The sequence below is a fragment of the Paenibacillus sp. J31R34 genome (assembly GCF_059383715.1).
In genome coordinates this window covers 73,104-98,618 of record NZ_JBXENU010000002.1, presented here as the reverse complement: position 1 = coordinate 98,618, position 25,515 = coordinate 73,104, and the positions used below count along the sequence as shown (strand labels likewise).

At 50.5% G+C, this 25,515-nt stretch carries 23 protein-coding genes; 17 read left to right on the top strand and 6 right to left on the bottom strand.

Annotated features, from left to right (window positions below; all coding sequences use genetic code 11):
- Window positions 1-101: 101 nt before the first annotated feature.
- Entirely contained in the window at window positions 102-1,232 is a 1,131-nt protein-coding gene (locus tag AC50YG_RS05985) for an ROK family transcriptional regulator (protein WP_473758433.1), read from the bottom strand.
- 313 nt (window positions 1,233-1,545) lie between these two features.
- On the opposite strand from AC50YG_RS05985, the gene xylA reads away from it, so the two are divergent.
- From xylA to AC50YG_RS05970, 3 genes are all read left to right on the top strand, one after another.
- Entirely contained in the window at window positions 1,546-2,859 is a 1,314-nt protein-coding gene (xylA, locus tag AC50YG_RS05980; RefSeq protein ID WP_494825428.1) for a xylose isomerase, read from the top strand.
- An 18-nt stretch (window positions 2,860-2,877) separates the two neighbouring features.
- Complete coding sequence (xylB, locus tag AC50YG_RS05975; protein WP_494825426.1) at window positions 2,878-4,377, top strand: xylulokinase; 1,500 nt, start codon at window positions 2,878-2,880, stop codon at window positions 4,375-4,377.
- A gap of 473 nt (window positions 4,378-4,850) precedes the next feature.
- Complete coding sequence (locus AC50YG_RS05970) at window positions 4,851-5,276, top strand: GNAT family N-acetyltransferase (RefSeq protein ID WP_494825424.1); 426 nt, start codon at window positions 4,851-4,853, stop codon at window positions 5,274-5,276.
- Window positions 5,277-5,506: 230 nt separating this feature from the next.
- On the opposite strand, the gene AC50YG_RS05965 is transcribed toward AC50YG_RS05970, so the two are convergent.
- Window positions 5,507-6,397 carry a PAS domain-containing protein gene (locus AC50YG_RS05965; RefSeq protein WP_494825422.1) on the bottom strand — a complete coding sequence of 297 codons (891 nt, stop codon included), beginning with the start codon at window positions 6,395-6,397 and terminating at the stop codon, window positions 5,507-5,509.
- Window positions 6,398-6,592: 195 nt separating this feature from the next.
- On the opposite strand from AC50YG_RS05965, the gene AC50YG_RS05960 reads away from it, so the two are divergent.
- On the top strand, window positions 6,593-6,883 hold the full coding sequence (locus tag AC50YG_RS05960) for a hypothetical protein (RefSeq protein WP_473758306.1): 291 nt from the start codon (window positions 6,593-6,595) through the stop codon (window positions 6,881-6,883).
- 31 nt (window positions 6,884-6,914) lie between these two features.
- Here the strand turns inward: AC50YG_RS05960 and AC50YG_RS05955 are convergent, their stop codons facing one another.
- Window positions 6,915-8,297, bottom strand: a complete 1,383-nt coding sequence (locus tag AC50YG_RS05955; RefSeq protein ID WP_494826336.1) for a BaiN/RdsA family NAD(P)/FAD-dependent oxidoreductase — start codon at window positions 8,295-8,297, stop codon at window positions 6,915-6,917.
- A gap of 100 nt (window positions 8,298-8,397) precedes the next feature.
- Here AC50YG_RS05955 and AC50YG_RS05950 point away from each other — a divergent pair, with 100 nt between their 5' ends.
- The 6 genes from AC50YG_RS05950 (at window position 8,398) to acpS (ending at window position 13,144) form a co-directional block, all read left to right on the top strand.
- On the top strand, window positions 8,398-9,258 hold the full coding sequence (locus AC50YG_RS05950) for an alpha/beta hydrolase (protein ID WP_494825420.1): 861 nt from the start codon (window positions 8,398-8,400) through the stop codon (window positions 9,256-9,258).
- Window positions 9,259-9,293: 35 nt separating this feature from the next.
- On the top strand, window positions 9,294-10,964 hold the full coding sequence (locus AC50YG_RS05945) for a two-component system sensor histidine kinase NtrB (protein ID WP_473758309.1): 1,671 nt from the start codon (window positions 9,294-9,296) through the stop codon (window positions 10,962-10,964).
- 104 nt (window positions 10,965-11,068) lie between these two features.
- Entirely contained in the window at window positions 11,069-11,212 is a 144-nt protein-coding gene (locus AC50YG_RS05940; protein WP_494825418.1) for a hypothetical protein, read from the top strand.
- 155 nt (window positions 11,213-11,367) lie between these two features.
- Window positions 11,368-11,802 (top strand): BrxA/BrxB family bacilliredoxin, encoded by a 435-nt coding sequence (locus AC50YG_RS05935; RefSeq protein WP_046228930.1) that lies wholly within the window; start codon window positions 11,368-11,370, stop codon window positions 11,800-11,802.
- Between the two features lie 14 nt (window positions 11,803-11,816).
- Window positions 11,817-12,626: an NAD(+) synthase gene (nadE, locus tag AC50YG_RS05930; RefSeq protein WP_473758311.1), complete on the top strand. Its 810-nt coding sequence runs from the start codon at window positions 11,817-11,819 to the stop codon at window positions 12,624-12,626.
- 122 nt (window positions 12,627-12,748) lie between these two features.
- Window positions 12,749-13,144, top strand: coding sequence for a holo-ACP synthase (gene acpS, locus AC50YG_RS05925; RefSeq protein WP_494825415.1), 396 nt, complete (start codon window positions 12,749-12,751; stop codon window positions 13,142-13,144).
- A 226-nt stretch (window positions 13,145-13,370) separates the two neighbouring features.
- On the opposite strand, the gene AC50YG_RS05920 is transcribed toward acpS, so the two are convergent.
- A complete protein-coding gene (locus tag AC50YG_RS05920) occupies window positions 13,371-13,727 on the bottom strand; it encodes a c-type cytochrome (RefSeq protein ID WP_473758314.1) in 357 nt (118 codons plus the stop codon).
- Between the two features lie 153 nt (window positions 13,728-13,880).
- On the opposite strand from AC50YG_RS05920, the gene AC50YG_RS05915 reads away from it, so the two are divergent.
- From AC50YG_RS05915 to AC50YG_RS05900, 4 genes are all read left to right on the top strand, one after another.
- Window positions 13,881-14,777, top strand: a complete 897-nt coding sequence (locus tag AC50YG_RS05915) for an AraC family transcriptional regulator (RefSeq protein ID WP_473758316.1) — start codon at window positions 13,881-13,883, stop codon at window positions 14,775-14,777.
- On the top strand, window positions 14,774-16,024 hold the full coding sequence (gene mutY, locus AC50YG_RS05910) for an A/G-specific adenine glycosylase (protein WP_494825412.1): 1,251 nt from the start codon (window positions 14,774-14,776) through the stop codon (window positions 16,022-16,024). Before AC50YG_RS05915 ends, mutY begins: the two co-directional genes overlap by 4 nt.
- A gap of 21 nt (window positions 16,025-16,045) precedes the next feature.
- On the top strand, window positions 16,046-16,678 hold the full coding sequence (locus tag AC50YG_RS05905) for a bifunctional 4-hydroxy-2-oxoglutarate aldolase/2-dehydro-3-deoxy-phosphogluconate aldolase (RefSeq protein ID WP_341281388.1): 633 nt from the start codon (window positions 16,046-16,048) through the stop codon (window positions 16,676-16,678).
- Between the two features lie 234 nt (window positions 16,679-16,912).
- Entirely contained in the window at window positions 16,913-18,055 is a 1,143-nt protein-coding gene (locus tag AC50YG_RS05900) for a transglutaminase domain-containing protein (protein ID WP_494825411.1), read from the top strand.
- A gap of 289 nt (window positions 18,056-18,344) precedes the next feature.
- Here AC50YG_RS05900 and AC50YG_RS05895 read toward each other — a convergent pair whose 3' ends face one another.
- Window positions 18,345-19,487, bottom strand: a complete 1,143-nt coding sequence (locus tag AC50YG_RS05895; RefSeq protein ID WP_494825410.1) for a virulence factor — start codon at window positions 19,485-19,487, stop codon at window positions 18,345-18,347.
- Between the two features lie 421 nt (window positions 19,488-19,908).
- Between AC50YG_RS05895 and AC50YG_RS05890 the strand changes: the two genes are divergently transcribed.
- The 3 genes from AC50YG_RS05890 to AC50YG_RS05880 all read left to right on the top strand — a co-directional run bounded on the left by AC50YG_RS05890 (window position 19,909) and on the right by AC50YG_RS05880 (window position 24,100).
- Window positions 19,909-21,048, top strand: a complete 1,140-nt coding sequence (locus AC50YG_RS05890; protein WP_494825409.1) for an MBL fold metallo-hydrolase — start codon at window positions 19,909-19,911, stop codon at window positions 21,046-21,048.
- A 136-nt stretch (window positions 21,049-21,184) separates the two neighbouring features.
- Window positions 21,185-22,255, top strand: a complete 1,071-nt coding sequence (locus AC50YG_RS05885; protein WP_494825407.1) for a Gfo/Idh/MocA family protein — start codon at window positions 21,185-21,187, stop codon at window positions 22,253-22,255.
- Between the two features lie 225 nt (window positions 22,256-22,480).
- On the top strand, window positions 22,481-24,100 hold the full coding sequence (locus AC50YG_RS05880; RefSeq protein ID WP_341281393.1) for an ABC-F family ATP-binding cassette domain-containing protein: 1,620 nt from the start codon (window positions 22,481-22,483) through the stop codon (window positions 24,098-24,100).
- Between the two features lie 135 nt (window positions 24,101-24,235).
- Here the strand turns inward: AC50YG_RS05880 and AC50YG_RS05875 are convergent, their stop codons facing one another.
- Window positions 24,236-25,408 (bottom strand): ParB/RepB/Spo0J family partition protein, encoded by a 1,173-nt coding sequence (locus AC50YG_RS05875; RefSeq protein ID WP_494825405.1) that lies wholly within the window; start codon window positions 25,406-25,408, stop codon window positions 24,236-24,238.
- Window positions 25,409-25,515: the final 107 nt, after the last annotated feature.

Here is a 25,515-nt window from a genome sequence, read left to right as displayed (position 1 = left end):
TTGTTTGTAATGATGCAAAAAGCCGACCTGCTTTGGTCGGCTTCTTAGTCGTATTCATCTTTTCGTATTTAGCATCATAAAGATCTAATCCTATTTCAAATTCAAACCGGCTGCCCGCTCTTAACCTTCGCGAAAAAAGCACTAATCGCATAATAAGCGGCGCCGCGAACGGCGGACTGATCCTGCAATTCGGCGAACAAAATTTGCAGCTTCTCGCGGTGATAGCTGAGTGTGCGACGGGCGATAGAGGCGTGAATCGCATCCTCCAGCCAAGCTTGTGCGCGGCTCATGCGGTTGCCGATGATCACGACGTTTGGATTAAACACATTCACAATGTTGGAAATGCCTACACCCAAATATTCGCCAATGGCATAAAATAAGGCCTGCACTTCGCGGTTTCCTGCCTCTGCGGCAGCAAGCAGCTCCTCCAGTGTCTCAAAGCCAAGCGGCTCTGCCTGCTCCAGCAGCGCATTCTCCGAAGCATAAAGCTCCCAGCATCCCTGATTGCCGCAGCGGCACGGCTTGCCGCCATATTCGATCGACAAATGCCCCAGCTCGCCGGAAAAGCCGGAAGCCCCTTTATAAAGCTCCTTGTTTAAAATAATGCCCGTCCCTATACCGATGCCGACACTGACGTATATTTGGTTAGCGATGCCGCGCCCCGCGCCGTATTTCTGCTCGCCCTGCGCGCCAGCATTGGCTTCATTATCGATAGTCACAGGCAGCTGGAAGCGCGCTTCCAGCATTTGCTGAAGCTCAACCTGCTGCCATTCAAGGTTCGGCGCAAACAGGATCGCGCCTTTGTCATCGACGATGCCTGGCGCTCCAACGCCGATGCCGATTAGGCCATAATGGCTGCTCGGAGCTTGCGAAGCCAGCTCCTCAATAAAAGCGATGAGCTGGTTCAGGGCAAAATCCTGCTCTCGCTTTTTGAAGGTAAGCTGCCGCTCGCTAATGACAGTCCCTTGCAGATCGGTTAACACGCCGCGCATATAGTTGACGCCAAGGTCAATGCCGATGGCATGTCCGGCTTGTCCATTAAACAGCAGCATGACGGGCTTGCGTCCGCCGCTCGATTCGCCGGGGCCATTTTCAAAAACGAGATGATTGTCGATCAGATCCTGCACAAGGCTGGAAACAGTCGCTTTATTAAGTCCGGTCCGTTCAGATATTTGAGCGCGAGAGAGAGGGGCATGCTTAATAACGGCCTCCAGCACAATCGCGGTATTCATTTTTTTGATAAGCGCCAAGTCGCCGGTCGTCTTCAGTTTCAACTAGATTGCCTCCGTCCATCTAAAAATCCATGTAGTGTATTGTATCACAGGCGTAAACGATATGACCGTACCGCAGGCGAAAAAGCTTGAGTCCTATTGAAATGCAAGCGGAATCATTAGCAATGGTTAATAGGACTATTTTAGCACAAAAAAACTTAGTTTAGTCAATAGACAAACTAAGTTTGATCATGTTATGCTGTTGGGGAGCGTTTACATCATGAGATATGCAACAAAGCATTTATCCCATACCCTATCAGGAGGTTTTATAAAAATGAGCTATTTTTCTAACATTGGCAAAATTCAATTTGAGGGCAAAGGTTCGGACAATCCGTTTGCATTCAAACACTATAACCCGGAGCAAGTCATTCTTGGCAAAACGATGGAAGAGCACCTGCGCTTCGCTGTTGCTTACTGGCACACATTTAACGCTAACGGCACAGATCCTTTCGGTTCGGCAACAATGTTCCGCGAGTGGGATAAGCTAGACGGCCTTGACCGTGCGAAAGCACGCGTAGAAGCTAACTTTGAATTCATGGATAAGCTGAACATTCCGTTCTACTGCTTCCATGATATCGACATTGCTCCAGAAGGCGCTACACTGCAAGAAACAAACAAAAACCTCGATGTTATCGTAGCACTGCTGAAAGAAAACATGAAAACTTCCGGCAAAAAATTGCTTTGGAACACAGTTAACATGTTCTCGCACCCGCGTTTCGTTCATGGCGCTGGCACAACCTGCAACGCTGACGTTTATGCCTATGCTGGCGCACAGCTGAAAAAAGGCCTTGAAGTCGGCAAAGAGCTTGGCGCTGAAAACTATGTTTTCTGGGGCGGCCGCGAAGGCTACGAAACGTTGCTGAACACGGACATGGGCTTTGAGCTGGATAACCTGGCACGTCTGTACGAAATGGCGCTTGCTTATGCGAAAGAAATCGGCTTCGACGCGCAATTCCTGATCGAGCCTAAACCGAAAGAGCCGACGAAGCACCAATATGACTTTGATGCAGCAACAACGATTTCGTTCCTGCGCAAATACAACCTGCACAACGATTTCAAGCTGAACCTTGAAGCGAACCATGCAACGCTTGCTGGCCACACGTTCGAGCACGAAATCCGTACGGCAGCTATTAACGGCATGCTTGGTTCCCTTGATGCGAACCAAGGCGATCTGCTGCTGGGCTGGGATACAGATGAATTCCCGACTGACCTTTATTCCACTACACTGACGATGTATGAAGTGCTGAAAGCTGGCGGCATCGGCCGTGGCGGCGTTAACTTTGATGCGAAGGTTCGTCGTGCATCGTTTGAAGCGGATGATCTGTTCCTTGGTCACATTGCGGGTATGGACAGCTTTGCATGGGGTCTGAAAGCAGCTGCGAAGCTGACAGAAGAGAAAATTCTGGATGGCATCGTAGACAACCGTTACCGTACGTTCAAAGAAGGCATCGGCGCTGACATCGTTTCTGGCAAAGCGACTTTGGCTTCACTTGAGCAATACGCGCTGCAAAACAACCCGATCCGTCTGGAATCCGGTCGTCAAGAGCGCATTAGACTGCAACTGAGCGAAGTTATTTTCAGCGTTTAAGTCGGGAGGACTTCGGCTATGAGCTATGTCATTGGAATAGATTTAGGTACGAGCGCCGTCAAGGCGCTCCTCATTAATAAAGAAGGCACGGTTGCGGGCGAAGCTTCCCGCAGCTATCCGCTTTATCATGAGCACACGGGCTGGAGCGAGCAGAAGCCTGATGATTGGGTCGATGCAACGCTTGAGGCGCTTGGCGAGCTAGCCGCTGCCATTGGGCCAGAAGCAAGCGCGCAAATCGAGGGCATCAGCTTCTCCGGTCAAATGCATGGACTTGTGCTGCTGAACGGTGCTGGCAATCCAGTGCGCAATGCCATTCTCTGGAATGACACGCGCACGACGGCGCAATGCCGTGAAATCGAGCGTACGCTTGGCGACAAGCTGCTCGGCATTACGCGCAATCCGGCGCTGGAAGGTTTTACGCTGCCGAAAATCCTATGGGTGCGCGAGCATGAGCCTGCTGCTTTCGAACAGGCAGAGCTGTTCCTGCTGCCTAAGGATTATGTGCGCTATCGCCTGACAGGCGAGCAGCATATGGATTACTCCGATGCAGCGGGCACGCTGCTGCTGGATGTAGCAGCGAAGCGCTGGAGCGAAGAGGTGCTTGCAGCATTTGAGCTGCAAGCAAGCTTCTGTCCGCCGCTCGTCGAGTCGCATGGCCAGACGGGTACGCTGCTTGCTGAACTGGCACAGCGCACAGGACTGCCAGCTACAGTAAAGGTGTTCGCTGGCGGAGCCGACAATGCTTGCGGCGCAATCGGCGCTGGCATTTTGAGCGAAGGCTTAACGCTATGCAGCATCGGTACGTCCGGCGTTATTTTGTCCTATGAAAATGACAAAAATAAGGATTTTGCCGGCAAAGTACATTTCTTCAATCACGGCAAGGAAGATTCCTTCTACGCAATGGGCGTGACGCTGGCAGCAGGCTATAGCTTGAGCTGGTTCAAGAAGACATTCGCGCCGAGCGAATCCTTTGATGAGCTGCTTGCAGGCATCGGGGAAGTGAAGCCGGGAGCAGGCGGTCTGTTGTTTACGCCTTATCTCGTAGGCGAGCGTACGCCGCATCCGGATTCCCTTATTCGTGCCAGCTTTATCGGCGTGGATGGCTCGCATGAGCGGGTTCATTTTGCCCGTGCCGTGATGGAGGGCATTACGTTCTCACTGCATGAATCGGTCGATATGTTCCGTGCGGCTGGCAAAACGGTCGATACGATTGTATCGATTGGCGGGGGTGCGCAAAATCCGGTTTGGCTACAAATGCAGGCTGACATTTTTGACGCGAAGGTAGTAGCGCTCGAAAACGAGCAGGGGCCTGGCCTCGGCGCAGCGATGCTTGCTGCATACGGCAGTGGCTGGTTTGAGAGCCTGGAGGCTTGTGCAGCGAAGTTCGTGAAGCATGCCGAGCAATATTTGCCGCAGCCTGAAGCTGTTGAAGCGTATAAAGGGCTGTTCCGTATCTATCAGCAGGTTTACACGCAAACGCGCAGTTTGAACGAAGCGTTAGCCGCATACCGCGGTTAGCGAGGTTACCCGCAAGAACACATATGGCTGCCGCTTCTTCTGTGTTTCAGGAGGAGCGGCTTTTTTTGTGAAATGAATATAGAGAAGAAGTGAGAAGTGTCAGAAGAAAATAAAGTTCTAGACAGAGAAATTAAGGTATTAGACTGATGAAGCTTTATTAAGCTTTATTAAGCTAACAGGCAGTTTAACTTAATAAAAAACAAGAAAGCAGACGGTACTTGTCATGGTTTTTCTTATTTAAACAAATGGCGTAAAAGCGCTAGCTGGCATATTTTATGAGTTATGGTCTAGCAACAATAAACCACACCTGCATTGAAATAGTCACACCGTGGTTCTAGTAAATTCGCTAATATAATGCCATGATTATGGTGAAGGGTTACAGTTGCCGATAGTTATTTATTCATATCAAAACCAAATTATGATTTATGTCGAGCGACACCCTATAAAGTGTGAGATGAGTGGAGATGAAATTTATGATTAGAGTTGCAAAATTGGAGGATAGGAAAGATATAGCCAAACTATTGGCACAATTAGGCTACCCGGATACCGAATTTTTTATTAAAGAGAACATGGAAAGACTTCTAACTGACCCCAACGAAGAATTAATGGTTTATGAAGATGAAGGACACGTTATTGCCTGTATTGCCCTTCATTATATCCCACAATTAGGTATTAGAGGAGATGTTGCATTAATTAGTTATCTTGTTGTAGACTCCTCAATTAGAAGTAAAGGAATTGGAAAGGAATTAGAGGAATTTGCCTCTGCCTCTGCCAGAAAAAGGGGATGTGACAGTATCCAAGTTCATTGTCATTCTAGAAGAATAGACGCTCATAAATTTTATGAGAGACAAGGTTTCAAGGAGGCTCCTAAGTACTTTTCAAAAATGTTAGACAAATGAAGGACTAAATTCTCACTAGCCTTTATTGAATCGACAGCAAAGTTTTAATAGGGAGGTAATGATTTATTCAGCAAATTAATATTTAATTAACGGGTAACGTTTGTTTAATGGCAACAGCGGCAGTCTAAGACTTTATTTCTCAAGTCTAGGTCGCCGCTGCTTATTTTAATAGGCCAGTCTAATACTTTATATTCACTGAACAATAAGCTTGCATCTGCTCACCTGCCCACTCACTGCTTGAAGCTGCTCCAAATCGCTTCCGGCTTTACTCCCAGCTCTCCGGCGATCAGCTCGGCTGTGAGCCGCTGGGGCTTTTTTATTTTGCCGTTGCGAATTTTGGAAATGGTCGTCAAGGAAATGAGCGTGGAGCGGGAAAGCGATGTAGCGGAAATATTTTTGCTTAGCATCAGCATTCTCAGCTTGTAGGAAGGGTCCTCCTCTTGGGCTTGCTGGTTCAGCTCTGTGAGCATGATCAAATAGCTATGAAACGCCTTGTTGCCCGAATAAAAAGGCTTAATCAATGCTTTTGCGGTATCCTTGCCATCTCCGATCTGCATATGCAGCTCCAAATGCTCAATTTTACCGATGCTTTTGGCCCGTTCCATGATGCGACGCAGCGGTGCGCGGTGCTCCTCGGCAACCAAATCAAAAATGCTGCGATTCAAAAAGCTGGCCGAGCCTTGGGCAAGCGGGGCGAAATAACGCTTCAGCGAAAATATGCGGAATTGTTCCGAGATACCGATGGCCATCATGATTTTATGATCGATAGCGAATTCATCGCCCCAACGCTCGGCAGACACATCCTTGCAGACGAGCATATAATACGTTTGCTCCTCCATTTGAAATTTACGGCAGCTCAGCCGAACGGTCGCCGTCATCGTAGAGCGCGTCGTCAGCTCACAGTCGAACGTCAGCTGATCATCCTCAATAAGCTTCGCCATCAGCTGCCCGAAAGGCTGCGAATCCTTTACGAAATCCTCCGGGTTGACCTCTAGAAGCTCATGCTTTCGATAGCCGGACAGCCCGGTAAAGGCTTTGTTAATATCGCGAATATACCAGCGGTTAAAATCATATTCCACAATCATCATCGGGTCGGCTAGCTGGTAAAAGATCGTATGCATGCTAATAATGCCTCCTTCAATCGGTGGTATATCTAGAGTTAAGTTAGATTACATTAAGGGTTATTAAATGTGACATATCTCGTATTTTAAATTATGCAGAAAAAAACTCGAAATGACAACACCCTTTAGTCATACTTCGTTAACAAATTGGGGCAGACTAAAGATAGAGTCAACGCCCGAAAGGAGAAAAAACCGATGAATTCGGCATTATTGTTTGATTTCGCAGATATTACGAGCGCGGGGATGGCCTTTGATACGCTGGAGCAGCTTGGCTATGATCCGGTCCTGCATGAAGGAGGAAGACTGCATATTCATATGGAGGGTAACGATCTCATTTCTGCGCTTGAGATTATGCAGATGCATGGGGGCCGGCTTATTCAGGAAGCTGCCATTGATGCGAACGCTTACACGGATACTACCTATTCGCTTGACGGCATCACCATTCCCGCGCATATTGTTAATGAGGATTGGAACGAGGAGCTGTAGCCAGCATTTTCGGCAAAAGAAAAGCGCGGCTTTAGCTGTCTGAGACAGCCATTGCCGCGCTTTTTCCTGCATTGTAGCCTGTTGAGAAGGCCGCAGTAATGTTGTAGCCACCTGTGTAGCCATGAATATCGAGCACCTCGCCGCAAAAATACAGACCGGAGCTTTGCTTGGAGCCCATCGTCTTCGGATCGATTTCCTTCAAATGGACTCCACCGCCGGTGACGAAAGCTTCCTCAATGGATAGCGTCCCGTTCACCTTAACGGGGAAAGCTTTGATTTGCTTGGCGAGCGCAAGAAACGGCCCCTTGGGAAGATTGTCGTACGTAATATCGCCGTTGATGCCATTTTGCTGAAGCAGAAAATCCAGCAGCCGTTCCTGCAAATAGCCGCGAAGCACATTTTTAATTGCTTTTTTAGACTCCAGCTTCGCCATTTGCATCATTTCCTCATAAACGTCGGCTTCTGAGCGCCCCGGCAGCAGGTCGATTGTGAGAAGTACGGTTGCAGCCTCCCTAGCTTCGCTTCCTAAGTGCTCTGCCGCATCTAAAGCGTCTGTGCCCCCTATTCTGCCATTTGCTACGCTGATGCCTTGAGCGGCGCCAGAAGCGCGCTGCTCTTTGTTTGCCGCCTGTTTGAGCGCTTTGACGACGAATTGGCTGCATCTAAGGGCGGTTGGACCGGATAAGCCGAAGTGGGTGAAGATCATGTCGCCCTCATGGGTGATCAATTTTTTGCCTTTCGCATTCCACACCGTTAGCTCTACCTCGCGCAGTGAAATGCCCTGTAGCGTTTTGCTGCGTATCCAAGGCTCTGAGGAGGTGAGAGGCACTTCTGTCGGATACAGCTCAGTAATGGTATGCCCGCCGCTAATAGCCCAAGGATAGCCGTCTCCAGTGGAACCGGTATGGGGGACGGATTTGCCGCCCGTAGCGATGATGACGGCTTTCGCCGCGAGCTTTTCACCATTTTGCAGCAACAGTCCTTGTACGGCACCGTCCGCGTAAAGGACCTCACGCACGGGTGTATTTGTTCGAATGTCCACCCCTTGCTCTCGAACTTTGCGGATGAGCGCATCGACGACCGTTTTGGCTTTGTCAGAAACCGGAAACATTCGGCCTCGGTCTTCCTCCTTCAAGGCAATGCCCATCCCTTCGAAAAAAGCGATAATATCGCGATTGCCAAACGCATTTAGCGCACTGAATAAAAACTTTCCGTTTCCGGGTATATGTTGGATGAGCTGATCCATCTCTTTTGCGTTCGTCACATTACAGCGTCCGCCTCCGGAAATGCCGAGCTTGCGCCCAAGCTTGTCTCCTTTATCAACGAGAAGAACAGAGGCACCGTGCGCGCTTGCAGCTACCGCTGCCATCAGACCGGAGGGACCTCCGCCAACAATTATAATATCGTACATGATTCACTCAGCCTTTCTTTCTGCAATCTTGTTTATTGTACCATTCTTCGGACGAAATATTGAGTTATAATAGAACATAATTCATCAGCTGGAGGTGCCTTGGATGATTCGTATGGAATGGACGTTTCAGGGTTATGGGGATACCGAACTATACGTAAGAGAATGGAAGCCAGAAAAGGAGCGTCCAAAGGGCGTTTTATGTCTCATACATGGGATGGGCGAGCATGGTGAACGTTATCGTTCATTTGCGGCGAGGCTCGTAGCAGCTCAATATGCTGTAATCGCTCTTGATCAGCAGGGCCATGGCCGTTCATCCGGGCCAAGGGGGCATTTGCCTTCTGTAGTTGATGCGGCAGCCTACGCTGCCATGCTGGTGGAGCAGGCTGCAGAGCGCCATCCAGGGCTGCCAATCTTTCTTTACGGGCACAGCATGGGCGGCAACATCGCGATGAATTGTGCACTGCGGCTCCAGCCAGCAGTGAAGGCGCTCGTGCTGTCTAGTCCGTGGCTAAGGCTGGCCTTTACGCCACCACGTGCCCAGCTTTGGCTGGGGAAGCGGCTCGCCGCCATTTGGCCAGGGCTGCCGCAATCGACGGGACTTAAGAGCGGGGAGCTGTACCGCCGAGGTTATGAGGAGGCCGTGCATATGGAAGGAGACCCGCTGTGCCATTCCCGCATTACGGTTAAAACCTTTCTGAATCTCCATGATTCAGGTGAATGGGCAATAGCCAATTGCAGGCAGCTCCAAGTGCCGCTGCTGCTCATACACGGCGCAGCTGACAAGATCACCTCACATGAAGCAAGCGAGAAGGTGGCGCAGCGGCTTGGCGAGGCATGTACTTTTGTTTCTTGGTCTGACGGCTATCATGAACTTCATAATGATTTGGAAGCACAGCGTTTTATTGAAGTGGTGACGAACTGGCTGGATAGGCATACAGATGAAAATAAGGATCACGCAATTTAATCTAGTAAGCGATTAGGGGGGGAGACCTGTCGTTCGTGTTGAAAGAATTGCTGTTACAATTCGTAATCTCACTTATTCCCGTATTTTCCTTTCAGCTCTGGCATTATAAGCAGCGCAAGGAAAACCATATTCGAGTGTTTATAACGGCTGCTAGTGCAATCGCAATGGTTGCGTGCATGGCGGTTTCGACGGATTTTAATGGATATGAGCTGAATTTTCGCTTTGTTCCATTTATTTTGGGCTCTTTATACGGAGGGGTATATGGTGCCCTTATTCTTGATCTGCTTTATATTATCCTTAGAGTGCCAGCGCTTGATACCGATGCGGAAAAAATGGTTTTTGTCTTTTTCATGTTTGTTCACGTGCCTATTATTTTGCTCTTTGCCAAGCGATTCAGCAAGAAGCCCTTGCATCGAAAGCGGCTCATAGGCGTTAAATCGATAGCGCCAATCTCCGTCTACATATCCTTAATGTTTGTCATGTTTATGATGAATGAGGGCTTCTACTGGTCAACTGAGCTTGTTGCGGTATTCGGTTTATTATTAATTGGCTCGATCGTTGCCATTTGGTTGTCTATATTTATTGTGGAGAAATTTGTTGAAAATTCGCAGCTGCAGCTGGAGCTCAAAAATGTTTCGTCTAGCTATCGGCTGGAAGTAGAAAAACAGCAGCAGTTCATCGATGAAATGCTGCTAGCGATTTTATTCACAGATGAGCGTGGCGTCATCACGCATTTGAATGCGAAGGGCAAGGAGCTGTTCCAGCGGCAGCTTGAGGCAAGCGGAGATTTATTTTCAGGAAACGTACGTATGGACACCTTTTTTGCTGCAAAAGAGGACGGTTCCTATATCAAGCTGCTTGAGGATGCGCTCGCTGGAGCCAAGAGCAGTAAAGGACCACACACGGAAGAGGGCAAAACGCTGCTCAAGACAGCATTCGCCATTCGGAGGCAGGAGGATCATTCCATTGCGGGAGCTGCCCTTATTGTCCAGGATGTAACGGAGCTTACGCTGCTGCGCGATGAGCTGGGACGAATGGAGCGCCTTAGTCTAATTGGACAAATGGCTGCAAGCATTACGCATGAGATCCGCAATCCGATGGCGGTAATACGGGGGTTTATGCAGCTGATGCGGGAGCGAAGCCGGCTGAATGAGCAGCAGTATTACCAGATCGTTATGGAGGAGCTGGATCGGGCGAATACGATTATTAGCGACTTCTTGTCATTGGCGCAAAATCGTTCCGTCCCGATGCAGAAGCATGCCTTGCAGACGATAATCATGGAAATATTGCCGCTGCTTGAGGCGGACGCCAATCTTAGAGGACAGGTTGTGCAAACGGAGCTTGCCGATGATTTGCCCGCCTTTCTTATGTCTGACAAGGAAATGAAGCAGCTGCTTATTAATCTTGTGCGCAACGGCATGGAGGCGATGGAGGAGAAGGGCGTTCTGCACATATTTACTTGCTATCTCCCTCTGGAAAATAAAGTGGTGCTTCGGATTCGTGATAATGGCGTAGGTATTCCAGCAGATCAGATGAGCCAGCTGTTTAAGCCTTTTTATACGACGAAGTCCAAAGGAACGGGACTGGGGCTGCCGCTTTGCCTCAGCATTGCTGAAAGGCATAATGGCAAGCTGGAGGTGGAGTCCGAGGAAGGGGAAGGAACGACGTTCATTTTAACCTTTATGCTGGGTGAAACGGATATTTAGTTAGCGTTCTAATGCTCTATTGCTCTAATAACATAATGGAAACTAAACCTGCACATACTACCTTTGCCTGTCAGTCATACAAGACGGATGAAGGAGGAGAATACATGGAGCGCAATCATGCGAAGTCTGAACAATCCCTGCAGCAGGAGCAGCAAGATGCTGAAAATGCCAAAAAGCGCAAAGGGACATCTCAAGCTCAAGCCGGTTTCGACAAGAAGCTGGACGGACCGAATCGCCCGTCTGTCTAAAGATGCAGCGGTCAAAGCTGCCCGCTGGCAGTTGGGAGCAGAAGGAGTGCGAAATCATAGAGCAGCAGCTGAGACATGGACGGCTGTTGCTTTATTTTCCTACCCAGCGTTATAATAGTAACTAAATTTAGGTTATCAAAAAGGAGTGTATTTCAGTGTCCATGTCATTTGAAAGATACATGCTCGATATGGTTCAACCGATGCGTGATGATTTGACGCGTCTTGGCATTCAAGAGCTTCGCACACCCGAGGATGTGGAGCAAAATCTTCCTGAATCCAAAGGTACAGCGCTTGTAGTCGTAAACTCCGTTTGCGGCTGTGCAGCAGGCCAGTGCCGACCAGGCGTAGCGGAAGCGCTGCAGCATGATATTACACCAGATCATTTGTTTACGGTATTTGCTGGACAGGATAAAGAAGCAACGGCTAAAGCTCGCGAATACTTTGCGCCGTACCCGCCTTCCTCTCCATCCATTGCGCTAATGAAGGACGGAGAGCTTGTTCATTTCATTGAGCGTCACCAAATCGAGAACCGTTCCGCGTCGGATATTGCAGCCGATCTGGCTGATGCGTTCGATCGGTTCTGCCGCTAAGGGCAGGAGGAACTATGAGCTTACAAGCAGATATTATAAAAAGACTTGGCGTTAAGCCAGTCATTGATGTAGATCAGGAAATCCGCACCCGCGTTGATTTCCTCAAAAAATATGTATTGGACTCCCATACGACAGGCCTGTTGATCGCCATTAGCGGCGGCATCGACAGCGCAGTAGCAGCGGGCCTTTGCAAAAAAGCGACCGATGAGCTGACAGCTGAAACCGGTCGCGACTATATGACGCTTGGCGTTTACCAGCCTTACAGCGAGCAGTCAGATATTTCCGACAGCTACGCGGTATCTGAGGCATTCGGTATTACGAAAACCGTAGAAACGAACATTGGCGAAGCGGTAGACGAAATCGCCATAGAGACGGAGCACGGTTTGAAGGGTATCGGTATCCATCGTCATATTAGCCGCGGCGGCAAAGGCAATGTGAAGGCAAGAACGCGTATGGTTGTCCAATATGCGCTTGCCTTTGACCTCAATTTGCTCGTTGTTGGTACGGATCATGCATCCGAAGCCATAACAGGCTTTTATACAAAATGGGGCGACGGGGCCGTTGATATTACTCCGCTCAGCTCACTGAATAAACGTCAAGTACGCCAGCTTGCCTCGCACCTTGGCGTGCCGAAGAGCATTCTCGACAAAGCGCCATCCGCTGGTTTATGGGAAGGGCAAACTGATGAGGATGAGCTTGGCATTAGCTACGATGACAACAGCGATTATTTGGAAGGCAAGGAAATTGGTGCTGAGGCAAAGGAAAAGCTGGAAAAGCAATACCAGAAAACCGAGCACAAGCGCGCGCCTATTCCTGGCATTTAATTAAAAACGTATCATTTAGAAGCTTGTCCGCTGCAAAAGCGGGCAAGCTTCTGTTATTATGGAGCAAATACGTTGTAGGGAAGAGTACATATACAGAGTAATCATTGAAGGCAGGCGAGGCAATGATAGTAGGAATTGGTCATGATATAACGGACATGAGCAGAATGCAGACGATACTTGCCGGCAGCTCGGCGAGGAGATTTTTGCAGCGGATTTTGACAGAGCAGGAGCTTAAGCTGGCTGAAAGCTATGAAGGGAAACGGAAGGTTCAGTTCGCATCGGGGCGTTTTGCGGCGAAGGAAGCGGTGGTCAAGGCGTTTGGCTGTGGCATCGGAAGCATTATTGGCTTTGGCGATATTAATATTTTACGTTCGGAATCTGGAAAGCCGGAATGTGTATTGTCAGAAGCGGCATGGCAGAGGCTTGGATTATCCGCTGCCGCAGTGCGCGTTCATATTACGATTACGCATGACCGGGAGCTGGCATCTGCCGTTGCCATTGTCGAACAGCTTGCCTAATTACGCTGCTTATTGTAGCAAAATAGTTAGTTAGACAAGATTATGCTACGAATTGTAATGTTGATGTCAACTTTGTCATTATCAGGGGGCTATTTGCCGATAAAGATAAGGAGAATGAATTTAGGGCATTGAAGCCGTCGCTATTATTCGGCACGTTCTATATACAGCATGTGTTGGCAGCAGGCTTGCTCGCCGCCTATCGATGGCGGCGGACAAGCCTGCTCGTCTATTTCTTGCCAGCTAGCCAAGCGGCGAGTCCAGCGATTTCTTCGCTTGTGAGACGATCCTTGAACGACGGCATGGAGCCTTCGCCATTTTCCAATTGTGTCACTATGTCTGCCTCGCTCATCCGGGCTCCAACCTTCTGCAGATTGGTCTCTGTCCCCATGCGGCCTTGCAGGTCTGTACCGTGGCAGCTGATGCAGTTGGATTTATAGACAGAGGCTGTGCCGTCAGGTGCATCCATATGCGGCGTTGCTTTCGTTCCCGGCTGTGACTTGCCGCCGCAGGCAGCAAGCAGGGCTGTAGTCAGGGCTGCAAGCAGCAGCATTTTGACCCAGACAGATAGAGAATTACGTAACATTTGGGTTCCTCCCGTTTATCCATATTAGGAAATCATAGAGATAGTATAGCGGATTGCTTGCTGCAACTTCCATAGGATTTTGCCAAGGGGGGCGCTATAATAGAAAAGGCTAACAAGAAAATACGACAAGAGATCGGTAGGCATGGAAGATATATGGAAATAACTGGCGAACATATGCTCAACCAACAGTTTAAGCAGTTAAAGGTTGATGTGATGGTGGCATCCTATACGAAAAGTCCAGCAGGCTGGATAATGAGGCGGATGGAGCCTGACTATTTCTGCTTATGCTACGTCGATAAAGGTGAAGGTTGGCTGGAAGTGAACGAGTCCAAATATAAGGTCAGCGCCGGGCGGCTTTATTTGCTCCGTCCAGGCTGGGCAAGAAGGTACGGCTCGCTGGGTGAAAATCATTTTATTCATTATTGGTGTCATTTCCGCGCGGAGATGGCTGCCGAATCCTATATCCATTTGGCTCATCTGCCGCTGGAGGTTGAAGTGAAGGACGCGCAGGTCGTCAAGCAGCTGTTTACGAAAATGCTGGCGGCGCAGGAAGAAAGCGACCTCACGGGCGAATTGCGGACGAAGGCTGTGCTTTTCGAGCTGCTTGCGCTGTTCATGGAGAATAGTCGGACGCAAAACACGACCTTGCTGCAGCTGTCGGAGCATGAACACTGGAATGAAGTGCTCGTCTATGATGAAGTGCTTAATTTTATTGAGGCAAATTTGCAATATCAAATTCCAATTGGCGTGCTGGCCAGGCTGGCAGACCTATCGCCTATGGATTTTCATGCTGCGTTTAAAAATAAAGTCGGCTGCTCGCTCGTTCAATACATCACGCAGCGGAGAATTGCGACAGCCAAGAAGCTGCTGCGCACGACGAGCTTGCCGATTGCCGCTATTGCTGCGGAGGTTGGCATGCTCAATCATTATTTGTCGCGGTTGTTCAAGCAGCAGACGGGCATTACCCCTTCGGAATACCGCCGAATTATTTGCAGCAGCGCTTGGCAGGAAGCCGGGCAAACAGATCGAGAGGAGTACAGAAATACATGACAGCGGAAGCAAAACAACATTTCAGCAGAGAACTGCTGCATTGGTACCAGAGAGGCAATCGCGATTTGCCATGGCGTAAAAGCCGCGACCCTTACCGGATATGGGTATCGGAAATTATGCTTCAGCAAACGAGAGTCGATACGGTTATTCCCTATTACGAACGGTTTATGGCAAAATTCCCATCGGTTCAGGCACTTGCCGAAGCGCCCGAGCCCGAGGTGCTTAAGTGCTGGGAAGGGCTTGGCTATTACTCGCGGGCGCGGAATTTGCAAGCGGGAGCGCGCCAAGTAATGGAGCTGCATCAAGGACAGGTGCCGGATGATAAAACAGCCGTCGCTGCTTTGAAAGGCGTGGGGCCTTATACGAGCGGCGCAATTATGAGCATCGCCTTTAATCGGCCTGAGCCAGCTGTAGATGGCAACGTCATGCGCGTGCTGTCCCGTTATTTTGCGCTGGAGGATGATATTGCAAAGCCGGCCACACGGGTGAAAATCGAAAAGCTCGCCGCCGAGCTGATTCCTGAAGGCGCAGCAGGCGACTTCAATCAAGCTCTAATGGAGCTGGGTGCGCTCGTCTGTACGCCAAAGTCTCCTAGCTGCCTGCCATGTCCGGTGATGGAGCATTGTGAAGCAAGAATCGAAGGCCGCGAGACGGAGCTGCCTATTAAATCGAAGGCGAAGCCACCGCGGCCGGAAGCTCGAATTGGCGTCATTGTTGAAGGCTCAGGCGCGCATGCAGGCAAGGTGCTTGTAAGGCAGCGTCCGGCTACCGGGCTGCTTGCGCAAATGTGGGAGCTGCCGCATTTGCTTGTGCCGAAGGAGCTGGAACCGCTGCTTCATTTCAGCGAGGAGCAACTGACGGAGCAAGCACCGCTTGGCGGGCTGCTGACCCAGGCGGTCGCGGGCGATACGGGCTTGCTTATTCGTCCTCACCGCCAGCTGATGGACGCCGATCATATTTTCAGCCATATCCATTGGAAAATGAGAGTTTATAAGGCGGATCTAGGTGCGATGAAGATGGGCGCATTAGTGCCAATGGCGCAAATGGCTGCTGAAGTTGCGGCTGTTTATACAGCTGCTGGAAAGCAGCTGGAAGAGCAGGTGGACACAGAGCAGGGGGAGCAGTTAGAGCAGCAGGGAGAGCTTCCCGAGCCGTATCGCTGGATTGGGCCGGAGCATATGGATGAGCTGGCATTTCCGAATTTATTTTTGAAAATTTTACGCGATTATTGGAATCAGGATTTGTAAAGCCGAAGGGAGAGCTTTGGAATGAGTGATAGGTTGAAGCAGCTGCTAGAGCACAAAATCGTAGCGATTCTTAGAGGGATCGAGGATCGCCATGCTGATGCGGCAGGACAGGCATTAATAGACGGCGGTATTCGCCTGATGGAAATTACGCTGAATACGCAGGGCGCTACAACGATGATTCATCGCTGGCGCACCAAGTTTGACGATCAAGCGATTGTCGGCGCAGGTACGGTGCTGGACCTTAAGATGGCGCAGGAGGCAGTGGCTGCGGGGGCGCAGTTTATCATTTCGCCGAATCTTGATGAGGAGGTTATTGCTTACGGCGCCGAGCATGGCGTATCTGTATGGCCTGGCGTTATGACGCCTACCGAAATCGTCAAAGCTTGGAAAGCTGGGGCGGAAGCGGTCAAGCTGTTCCCGATGGGGACGCTTGGCACTAAATATTTGGCGGAGATTCGCGGCCCGCTGGACCATATTCCTATTATGGCGACAGGTGGAGCGGATCTGCATAATCTCGGCGAATATTTTGGAGCTGGGGCGAATGCCGTCGGTCTGGGCGGCAAGCTCGTTAATCTTGAGTGGGTACGCGAAGGCAAGCTTGAGCTAGTTACGGAGCGGGCGCGGCAGTTCGTTGATGCGGTGAGCAAGCTTTAATATGGGTTAGCGGGCGGTTAGCCCAAGAATTTATTCTCTATTATAGTTTTCTATCATCTGCTGGGGGTAATAAATAAAAGGGCCTGCGGCAACAACGGCCGCAGGCTGCAAGAGAGAATATATAATAAAGGGGGGTCATAAAGCTAGTATAATTGGATAAGATGAATATAACCTGAGCGATATATTACAGTTAGATTACAAGAAGGAAATCGCTTACAAAAAAGGTGGGTGAGCATGATGCGTTTTTCCATTTGGAAACCGGCGGTCATCGCAGCAGCGGTGTTAGGCACGCTTTATTTTACAATGAAGCCGGAGTGGCTGCCTGTATTCGCGGCATCGGAGCAGCAGGGCCAAGGCAGCGGAACGATCAGTCAATTGGAGCAGGAAATAGCCGCACATTTTAAAAATAGAGAAGAGCATTTCACGCTTCAATATAATGGGGATAGCAGCAAGCTGTCGACAGAGCTTAAAGCGATTATTGACCGCGCGATGGCGAAGGATGATTATACGGCGTATATTTTGGAATCGTATGTGTATACGACGCGCAGTCTCGGTACTCGCTCAACGATCAAGATGGAGGCGAGCTACCGGGAATCGAAGGAGCAGACGGCTGAGGTGGACCGCGTGGTTGCGCAGCAGCTTAAGAAGCTGGTGACTCCTGGCATGAATGACCATTTGAAGGTGAAGGCCATACATGACTGGATTGTGGGCAAGCTGCGGTACGACCAGTCGCTGACTCAATATACCGCTTATGAAGCACTTACTACTGGGAGTGCCGTATGTCAGGGCTACGCGCTGCTTGCCTACAAAATGCTGAGTGAAGCAGGCATAACGACGAAGATTGCCGAGGGTACAGTTGATACAGGCGATCATGCGTGGAATATGGTTAAGCTCGGCGGGAATTGGTACCATCTCGATGTGACATGGGATGATCCGGTCTCAACCGATCCTGCGGCGCCAGCTGATACGATCCAGTACAGCTACTATTTGAAGACGGACAAGGAATTGCGTCATGACCATCAATGGAAAAAAAGCTATCCGGCCGCGAATACTTCGTATGCCACAGAGCTAGACAAGCTTGAGAAGAAAGGCGGTTCTGCCGCAGCTTCTTACAAAAAGCTTGGGCAGCAGCTTGGCTTCCAATGGCTGAAGCCGGAAAACATCGTCGCCGATCGGGCTGCGCTGACCGAAAAAATTCGCGCTGGCGTCAAGCGCGGAGCGGCCAGCCTTGAGTTCCGCTATATGAAGGGCGCTACATTTTCCGCCGATCTCAAAAGCGCCGTAGCTGCGCTGAATGTACCGATTGGCTACTCTGCACGCTATGAGCCTTATTTGCATGATGGCTCGCAGCTGGTGAAATTGCAGCTGTCGTATTGACCCCTATACAAGCCGCGCAAACAACGTGGCAGCAAACGAGCCGCCAAGTAAGAAAAACGAGCTAAGTAGCAAAAAACCTCTCGTCTCCCTTCAATTTACTGAAGGTGAGCCAAGAGGTTTTTTTGAAATATAAGCATTTATAAGTTTCATCCTTATAATCAGCTTATATTTCACCGCGAAACGGTAGCATTGCCGCCAGAGGACGGCTTAAGCCGTTTACGCTTGTTTATAGCTGCAAAAGGAAAGGTAATCTTAAAGTAAGGGCGCTTCAGCGAATACGGCTCTAGCTTTATTTGCCCTGCTGGCGGGCGGCCGTCATTTGCTGCCAGACGGAGCCAGCTGCTTCCTCGCCGCGCTCGATGCGCTCCAAGGCGATTTGGGCTTGCAGCTGAATTTCGAATTCGCTGTCCTGTGCTGCGATGCGCAGGGCAGGAATGGCCGATTCGTCGCCAACTTCGTAAAGGAAACGGGCGGCCCGCCAGCGCACAAGCTTGTTCGTGTCGCTAAGCGATTCAATCATCGGTGCAGTAGCGGCAGGATCGCCCCAATCGGAGAGCGTGTCTCCAGCCGTTCTGCGCACTGATACCGATTTGTCGCGGAGCGCCTGGAATAAATAAGGCATCGCTTCAGCTGTGCGAAGGTCGCCCAAATAGACAACGGCTAGCCTTCTGATCGACACCGTGTCGTCGGTCAGAGCCTTAGCGAGAAGGGGCAGCAGCTCGGGCTCTGGCGTCAAGCGGTCAAGCGCGGCATAACGAATGCGCCAGTCCGGCGATTCCAGCAGCTCGGCGATTTCGTCCGCCGCTCGCTGCGCGGGCCTTGCCTTCGCTGCTGCGGCATCGCCGTCCGCTGCGCCTTGCGCCTTCGCGGCGGCGATCAGCTCATTCAGCCGCTCCGCCGTATAGGCGGCTTCCAGCTCGAGGACGACATCGGCGGCGATCTCCTCAAGCTCGCCATAACGGACGCCGAACTCCTCAAGCTTGCGTTCGCGAATCATGGAAGAGCCGGCCGCTTCGCTGACGGCGTTCGTGAACAGCTCGGGCAGCGCGGAGCGGGCTTCGCGCTCGCCGTTTTTCACGCGTACCTGCATCGGAATGCCCCGATACATCTGTACGAGCACATGCGCCTCGCCATAGCTGTTCTCGGTCAAGGCTGCTTGACCAGCTCCGCTGTCGTCGCCATGCAGCAGCGTTCTTGCTTCGCCGAGAATGAGCGCCCAATCCGCGCTCGATACGCGGTCCAGGGCAATAAAATCAGCGGTGCGGAAAATGCTGCGCACCCCTTCTATAGCAAGGAGACTTTTTAGTGGCTCCGGTGCGTGTTCTGCTTCTTTTTTCGAAAAAGTCTGTCTTACGCCGCGCGGCAGCGATTCATCCATATTCAGTTTCATGGAGTTCGGGCTGGGCGTCGGTTCAATGGATAAAAGCTTCACATTTATCATCCTCCGTTCATACAATTCAAAGGTTATGGGTTTAGTTTACATGAATTTGCAGGAGGATGCGAATTCAAAGTGCATAAGAAGCGGCTGGAAAGTTGCTTCGATCGCTCGTAGTTGGTATCTTAATGCTATACTAAGTTGAACAAAAGCTTTGTATGGGAGCTTCGGTCGCCACTACGAGAAAGTTTGGACTTACGGCCGCTGTTGTTTTCTGATTTCTCGATTACTATTCTTCTTTGAGGAGGAAATCAGAAAACAAAGGCGGACGCTAAGCTAATGCTTACGAAGCGGCTTTCCTACGGAAAGCTGTGGCTCTCTCCAGTTCCAATCTTTCTCTCCGTTACTCCCCTGCTCCATAACATTTTTGTTCAACTTATATATACTCTATTTTTATAAAGCGTAGGAGGAAGCCAGGATGAAACCCAGAAGATTTGAGAATCAGCAGCAGGTTGAACAGCATAACTCCTTTAAACAGTTTCAAAGATGGCGCTCGGAAAGATCAAATAAGATTAAAATCAAAGATTATTCATATACCGTGCCGAATGTAGCGCCGGATCTGCATTATTTGCATCACAATCGCAAGCATCCTTCCGTCACCTGGGTCGGGCATTCGACTTTTCTGATCCAGATGGCGGGGCTTAATATTGTGACGGACCCCGTCTGGTCAGGGAATATGGCCTTTGAAAAAAGGCTTGCGCCACCGGGCATTCCCATCAGCGATGTGCCTCCGGTTGACGTTGTGCTCATTTCCCATTCGCATTATGACCATTTGAACATTAACTCGCTCCGCAAGCTGGGAGGCGTAAAGCAAATTCTCGTCCCTGCGGGGCTTGCAGGCAAGCTTAAGCTCAAAGGCTTCCGCCGCATCAAGGAGCTGCATTGGTGGGAATCGGTCCATATTCATGGCGTTAAGTTCACCTTTGTGCCATCCCAGCATTGGACGAGGCGCAATCCGTGGGATACGAACAGCTCGCATTGGGGCGGCTGGGTGATGGAGCCTTATGCCACGATGCCAAGCGGAAGCGGCGACCACTCGCACGAGCAAGTTCAATTGCACGGCATGGGCGGCAGTGCCAGTGTGGCGGAGCGAGAGCAGCAGACAGTGGAAGCGCCAGAAGCAAAAGCTGCAGAGGCAGCAAAAGCAGCAGGAGGAGTTGATCGCCCGGGACATTCACATGGACCGGGACATGCTGCCCGTCCTGTAGCAGGAATTGCGCCTACCGTTTATTTTGCAGGTGACAGCGGATATTTTCCGGGCTTCAAGGATATCGGACGCAAGTTCCATATCGATGTTGCCCTCATGCCGATAGGCGCCTATGAGCCGGAATGGTTCATGGGGCCGCAGCATGTGACGCCGGAGGAGTCGCTGCAGGCATTCGAGGATGTGGAGGCGAAGTTTTTTGTGCCCATGCATTACGGTGCCTTTAAGCTGGCCGATGATACGCCGCGCGAAGCGCTGGACCGTCTAGAAGCCTGCCGTGAGAGCCGCTGCATTGAGGAAGAGCGTATTGTTGTGCTGCCTCATGGAGAATCCTGGCGGCTTGCAGGACAATAAATGCCAAACGCGGACAAGAGAAAGCCAAAACAGTGAAATGACTTCCCGCCCACTACATGCGTATACTTAGTAAGTAGGCAAGCAGAATGAACGGCAATAATAAATGACAGCGCATCGTTATTAGGAGGAGCATGTAATGAGTCAACCGATTCGTATAGGAATTATTGGGGCCGGAGCTATCGGCAAAGTGCATATGGAAACGTTTCAAAAGGTAGGGGCGGAAGCCGCGATTGTAACGGCGGTAACGGACGTATACTTGCCGCTTGCCGAGCAGCGTGCAGCGGAATTTGGCATAACGACGATTCATGAAAGCCCGCAGGCGCTGCTCGAGGATCCGGAGCTGGATGCGGTCATCATCGGTGTACCAAACCAATTTCACGCGCCTTTAGCGATTGAAGCATTGAAGCAGGGCAAGCATGTGCTGCTGGAGAAGCCGATGGCTATTGATGCCGAAGCGGCCCGCACCATCTATGAAGCTTCGCAGGCTGCGGGCAAGGTGCTGATGATGGCGCATCAAATGCGCTGGCTCGGCATTAACCGTGCGATTAAAGCGCGTGTGGAAAATGGCGATCTCGGCTCGATCTACAATGTGAAAACCGGATGGTTCCGCAAAAAAGGCATTCCAGGCTGGGGCTCATGGTTTACCCGCAAGGATCAGGCAGGCGGCGGTCCGCTGATCGACATTGGCGTGCATATGCTTGATCTGTCGCTGTATTTAATGGGTAACCCGCGTCCGGTATCGGTATATGGCTCGACGTATGCCGAGTTTGGCCCGAAGCGCCGCGGCATGGGCACTTGGGGCACACCGAATTGGGACGGGTATTATGATGTAGAGGACTTGGCAACGGCGCTTATCAAGTTTGAAAATGGCGCGACGTTGTCGCTGGACGTCAGTTGGGCTGCGCATTCGGCTTCGCTTAGCGAGGAGCCGTTCATCCATTTGATGGGCACGGAGGGCGGTGCAGCGCTTGTTGGCACCAATGGCTGCTACGTTACCCATGAGGATGATAAAGTTGTGGAATCAGAAATCACGCCATTTGATGGGGAAGAGGATCGCGTGCTGCTGAGCAGGCATTTCATCGGCTGCATTAACGAAGGCAAGCAGCCGATTGCTTCGGCGCTGTGCGGTTATACGAACAGCCGGATTTTGGATGCGATTTATGAATCGTCCCGTACAGGAAATGAAGTGAAGCTGCACTGGGACTAAGCCCTTGTGCAGGAATAGCAGCGCACAAGCCCTGGTGTGGACTTGCTGGCGCAGGGCAAGATGAAGTAAGGTCCCGAAAGGCCGCTGTTTGAATAGGCGGCTTCACCGGGGCCTGTTCGCGCGGAAAAATGCAGCGAATTGACAATTCGAGGTTCGTTTGCGGGCATACTGTGCTATAATAATGCAAGATAATGAGAATGAATGTGAAGGACGGGATTGCGAACCATGATTAGTACTACTGGCATAACGCTTCGATTTGGGAAGCGGGCGCTTTTTGAAGATGTTAGCATTAAGTTTACGCCGGGCAACTGCTACGGCCTTATTGGCGCGAACGGCGCAGGTAAATCAACGTTTTTGAAAATTATGTCCGGAGAAGTAGAGCAATCGAGCGGTGAGGTTCATATTACACCGGGCGAGCGTCTTGCTGTACTGAGACAGAACCATTTTGAATATGATGAGTTTGCCGTTATTGAAACGGTAATGATGGGCCACAAGAAGCTTTATGATGTAATGAAAGAGAAGGACGCGCTGTATGCCAAAGCTGACTTTACTGATGAAGACGGCATGCGCGCAGGCGAGCTGGAAGCTGAATTCGCCGACATGAACGGCTGGGAAGCCGAGTCGCAAGCAGCAGAAATGCTGAACGGCCTTGGCATCACGCCTGATCTGCATGACAAAACGATGTCTGAGCTGAGCGGTAATGAGAAGGTACGTGTATTGCTCGCGCAAGCGTTGTTCGGCGAACCGAACATTTTGCTGCTCGATGAGCCTACCAACCATTTGGACATTGAGTCGATTCGCTGGTTAGAGGATTTCCTTGCAAAATATGAAGGAACCGTCGTCGTGGTCAGCCATGACCGTCACTTCCTGAATACGGTATGTACGCATATCGCCGATATCGATTTCGGTAAAATCCAGATGTATGTCGGCAACTACGACTTCTGGTATGAGTCCAGCCAGTTAGCGCTTTCTTTGATGCGCGGCGAGAACAAGAAGAAGGAAGACAAAATTAAAGAGCTGCAGGCGTTCATTCAGCGCTTCAGCGCGAACAAATCGAAATCCAAGCAAGCGACTTCCCGTAAGAAGCTGCTTGATAAAATTTCCCTCGATGACATTCGTCCTTCGAACCGGAAATATCCGTTTATCAACTTCAAGGGTGAGCGCGAAGCAGGCAAATCGCTGCTGCTCGTAGAAGGCTTGACGAAGTCGGTGGATGGCGTGAAGGTGCTGGATAACCTAACGATTGCCGTTAATAAAGGCGACAAAATCGCTTTTGTTGGCCCGAACGAACAGCCGAAGACACTGTTGTTCCAAGTGCTGATGGGCGAGGTTGAAGCGGACGCGGGTACGTATCAGTGGGGAGTTACAACCACGCAAGGCTACTTCCCGAAAGACAACTCGTCTTATTTCGACGGTGTTGATCTGAACCTGGTCGAGTGGCTGCGCCAGTATTCCAAAGATCCGGATGAGACGTTCATCCGCGGCTTCCTCGGACGGATGCTGTTCTCTGGCGACGATGCGATTAAGAAAGCAAGCGTATTGTCCGGTGGAGAGAAAGTCCGCTGCATGCTGTCCAAAATCATGCTCAGCGGCTCGAACGTATTCCTAATGGATGAGCCAACGAATCACTTGGATCTCGAATCCATTACAGCGCTCAATAACGGCCTGATCGATACGGATAGCACGATTCTGTTCACTTCGCATGACCATCAGTTCGTTCAAACGATTGCGAACCGTATTATGGAGATTACGCCTAACGGACTGATCGATCGCATGATGACGTATGATGAGTACCTTGAAAGCGATGAGGTTAAAGCGCTTCGGGAAAAAATGTACGCCGAATAATAGAGCTGAATTCAGCTTGAAATAGAGAAAGGCTGCCCTCGTCTGTATGGACGATAGGGCAGCCTTTTTTGTGTTTGATGCAGCAGCTTTTATAGTATTTAGACTTTCGGAAAATGTATAAAGCTCGGCATTAGACTATTCTTTATGCTGGTTCCATTCCAGCAGCTGATGCTGCAAATGGACAATTAGCTTGTCGACATCTTGTAGAAAAGTGTCTCTGGCTTCCGTTTCCATGCTTTCAAGTGCTTTCGCCAGCGGCGGTGCGCCCGCAGCTTCCAGCGTCGTCATTAACTGCTGAAGCTGAGCTAGAACAGGTGGCATCCCATCAAGGCCCACTTCTGCTTCGGCAGCTGCGAGTGTCGCTACAGCGGTAACAGGCGGAGCTGCTACAGGCACATTAGCAGCTGCCGGTTGGGCGGCCGAAACAGCAGCGCTATCAACAGAAGCCGTATTAGCAGCAAGCGAAGCGCTATGATTAGGCAGATTGTCCATTACGCCGCACAGCGGCTGATCTTGCTGCTCTACAGATGGCTGCTCGGCCTGTAACGAGGCAGCTTTCTTTTTAGCTTCTGCCGGCTGGGCTGGCTTGGCCCGCTCGGCTTTGTTGTTCTGGCGAACGGACCATGTTTCGAGCAGTCCGGGACCGTTCTTGAACAGCAGCTTCTCTTTCGTGCTTGCTGAAATATCTGGGTCCTTGAATAGCTTAGCGATTTTCTTGACGTCGCTGACAGGCATCTCGTCACGCGCGAAAATAAGCGCGAGCGGGTCGCGCAGCTCCATCGGCAAGTCTTTAATCGGAAGCAGCTGATCTTCCGTCAGCACATCCTTGCGGATCGCTGTGCCGCTGACGATCCGCTTCTTGACCGCGCTGCTGAATTTGAGCAGCTCGCATTTATTTTTAATATACGATTCCGGCTTGCTGAGCTTGCTCGCAAGAAATTTAACGGAGCTGCTAAACTTCTCGTTGTTCAGCAGCTTGTGAAATGCCTCCGCCTCTTCAATCGGCGAGAAGCCCTCACGCGTCAAATTTTCGGCAATTTGCTCCAAATAAATATCCATTTCATTGGTCATCGTCGAGACGATGCAAGGAATCGTCGGCTTCCCAAGCGCGATGCAAGCTTTGTATCGGCGGTTGCCATATATAATTTTGTAGCGTCCGTTATCTGTTTTTCTGACTTTAATAGGCGACAGCAGGCCAAGCTCCTCGATGCTAGTGATGAGCTCCTGCAGCGACTGCTCGTCGAATTGGTAGCGGGGCTGGTCCGTATCTTCATCAATCAGATTAATATCCATTTGTATAATGTCCATATCTACTCTCCTATCTATAAACCAGGCTTCCATGCCGGCGTGGCAGGGCTTATGGGCCAACCTTAATTATATAACAAGGAGGGCCTTCGGGGAAATGAAGGCCCTTG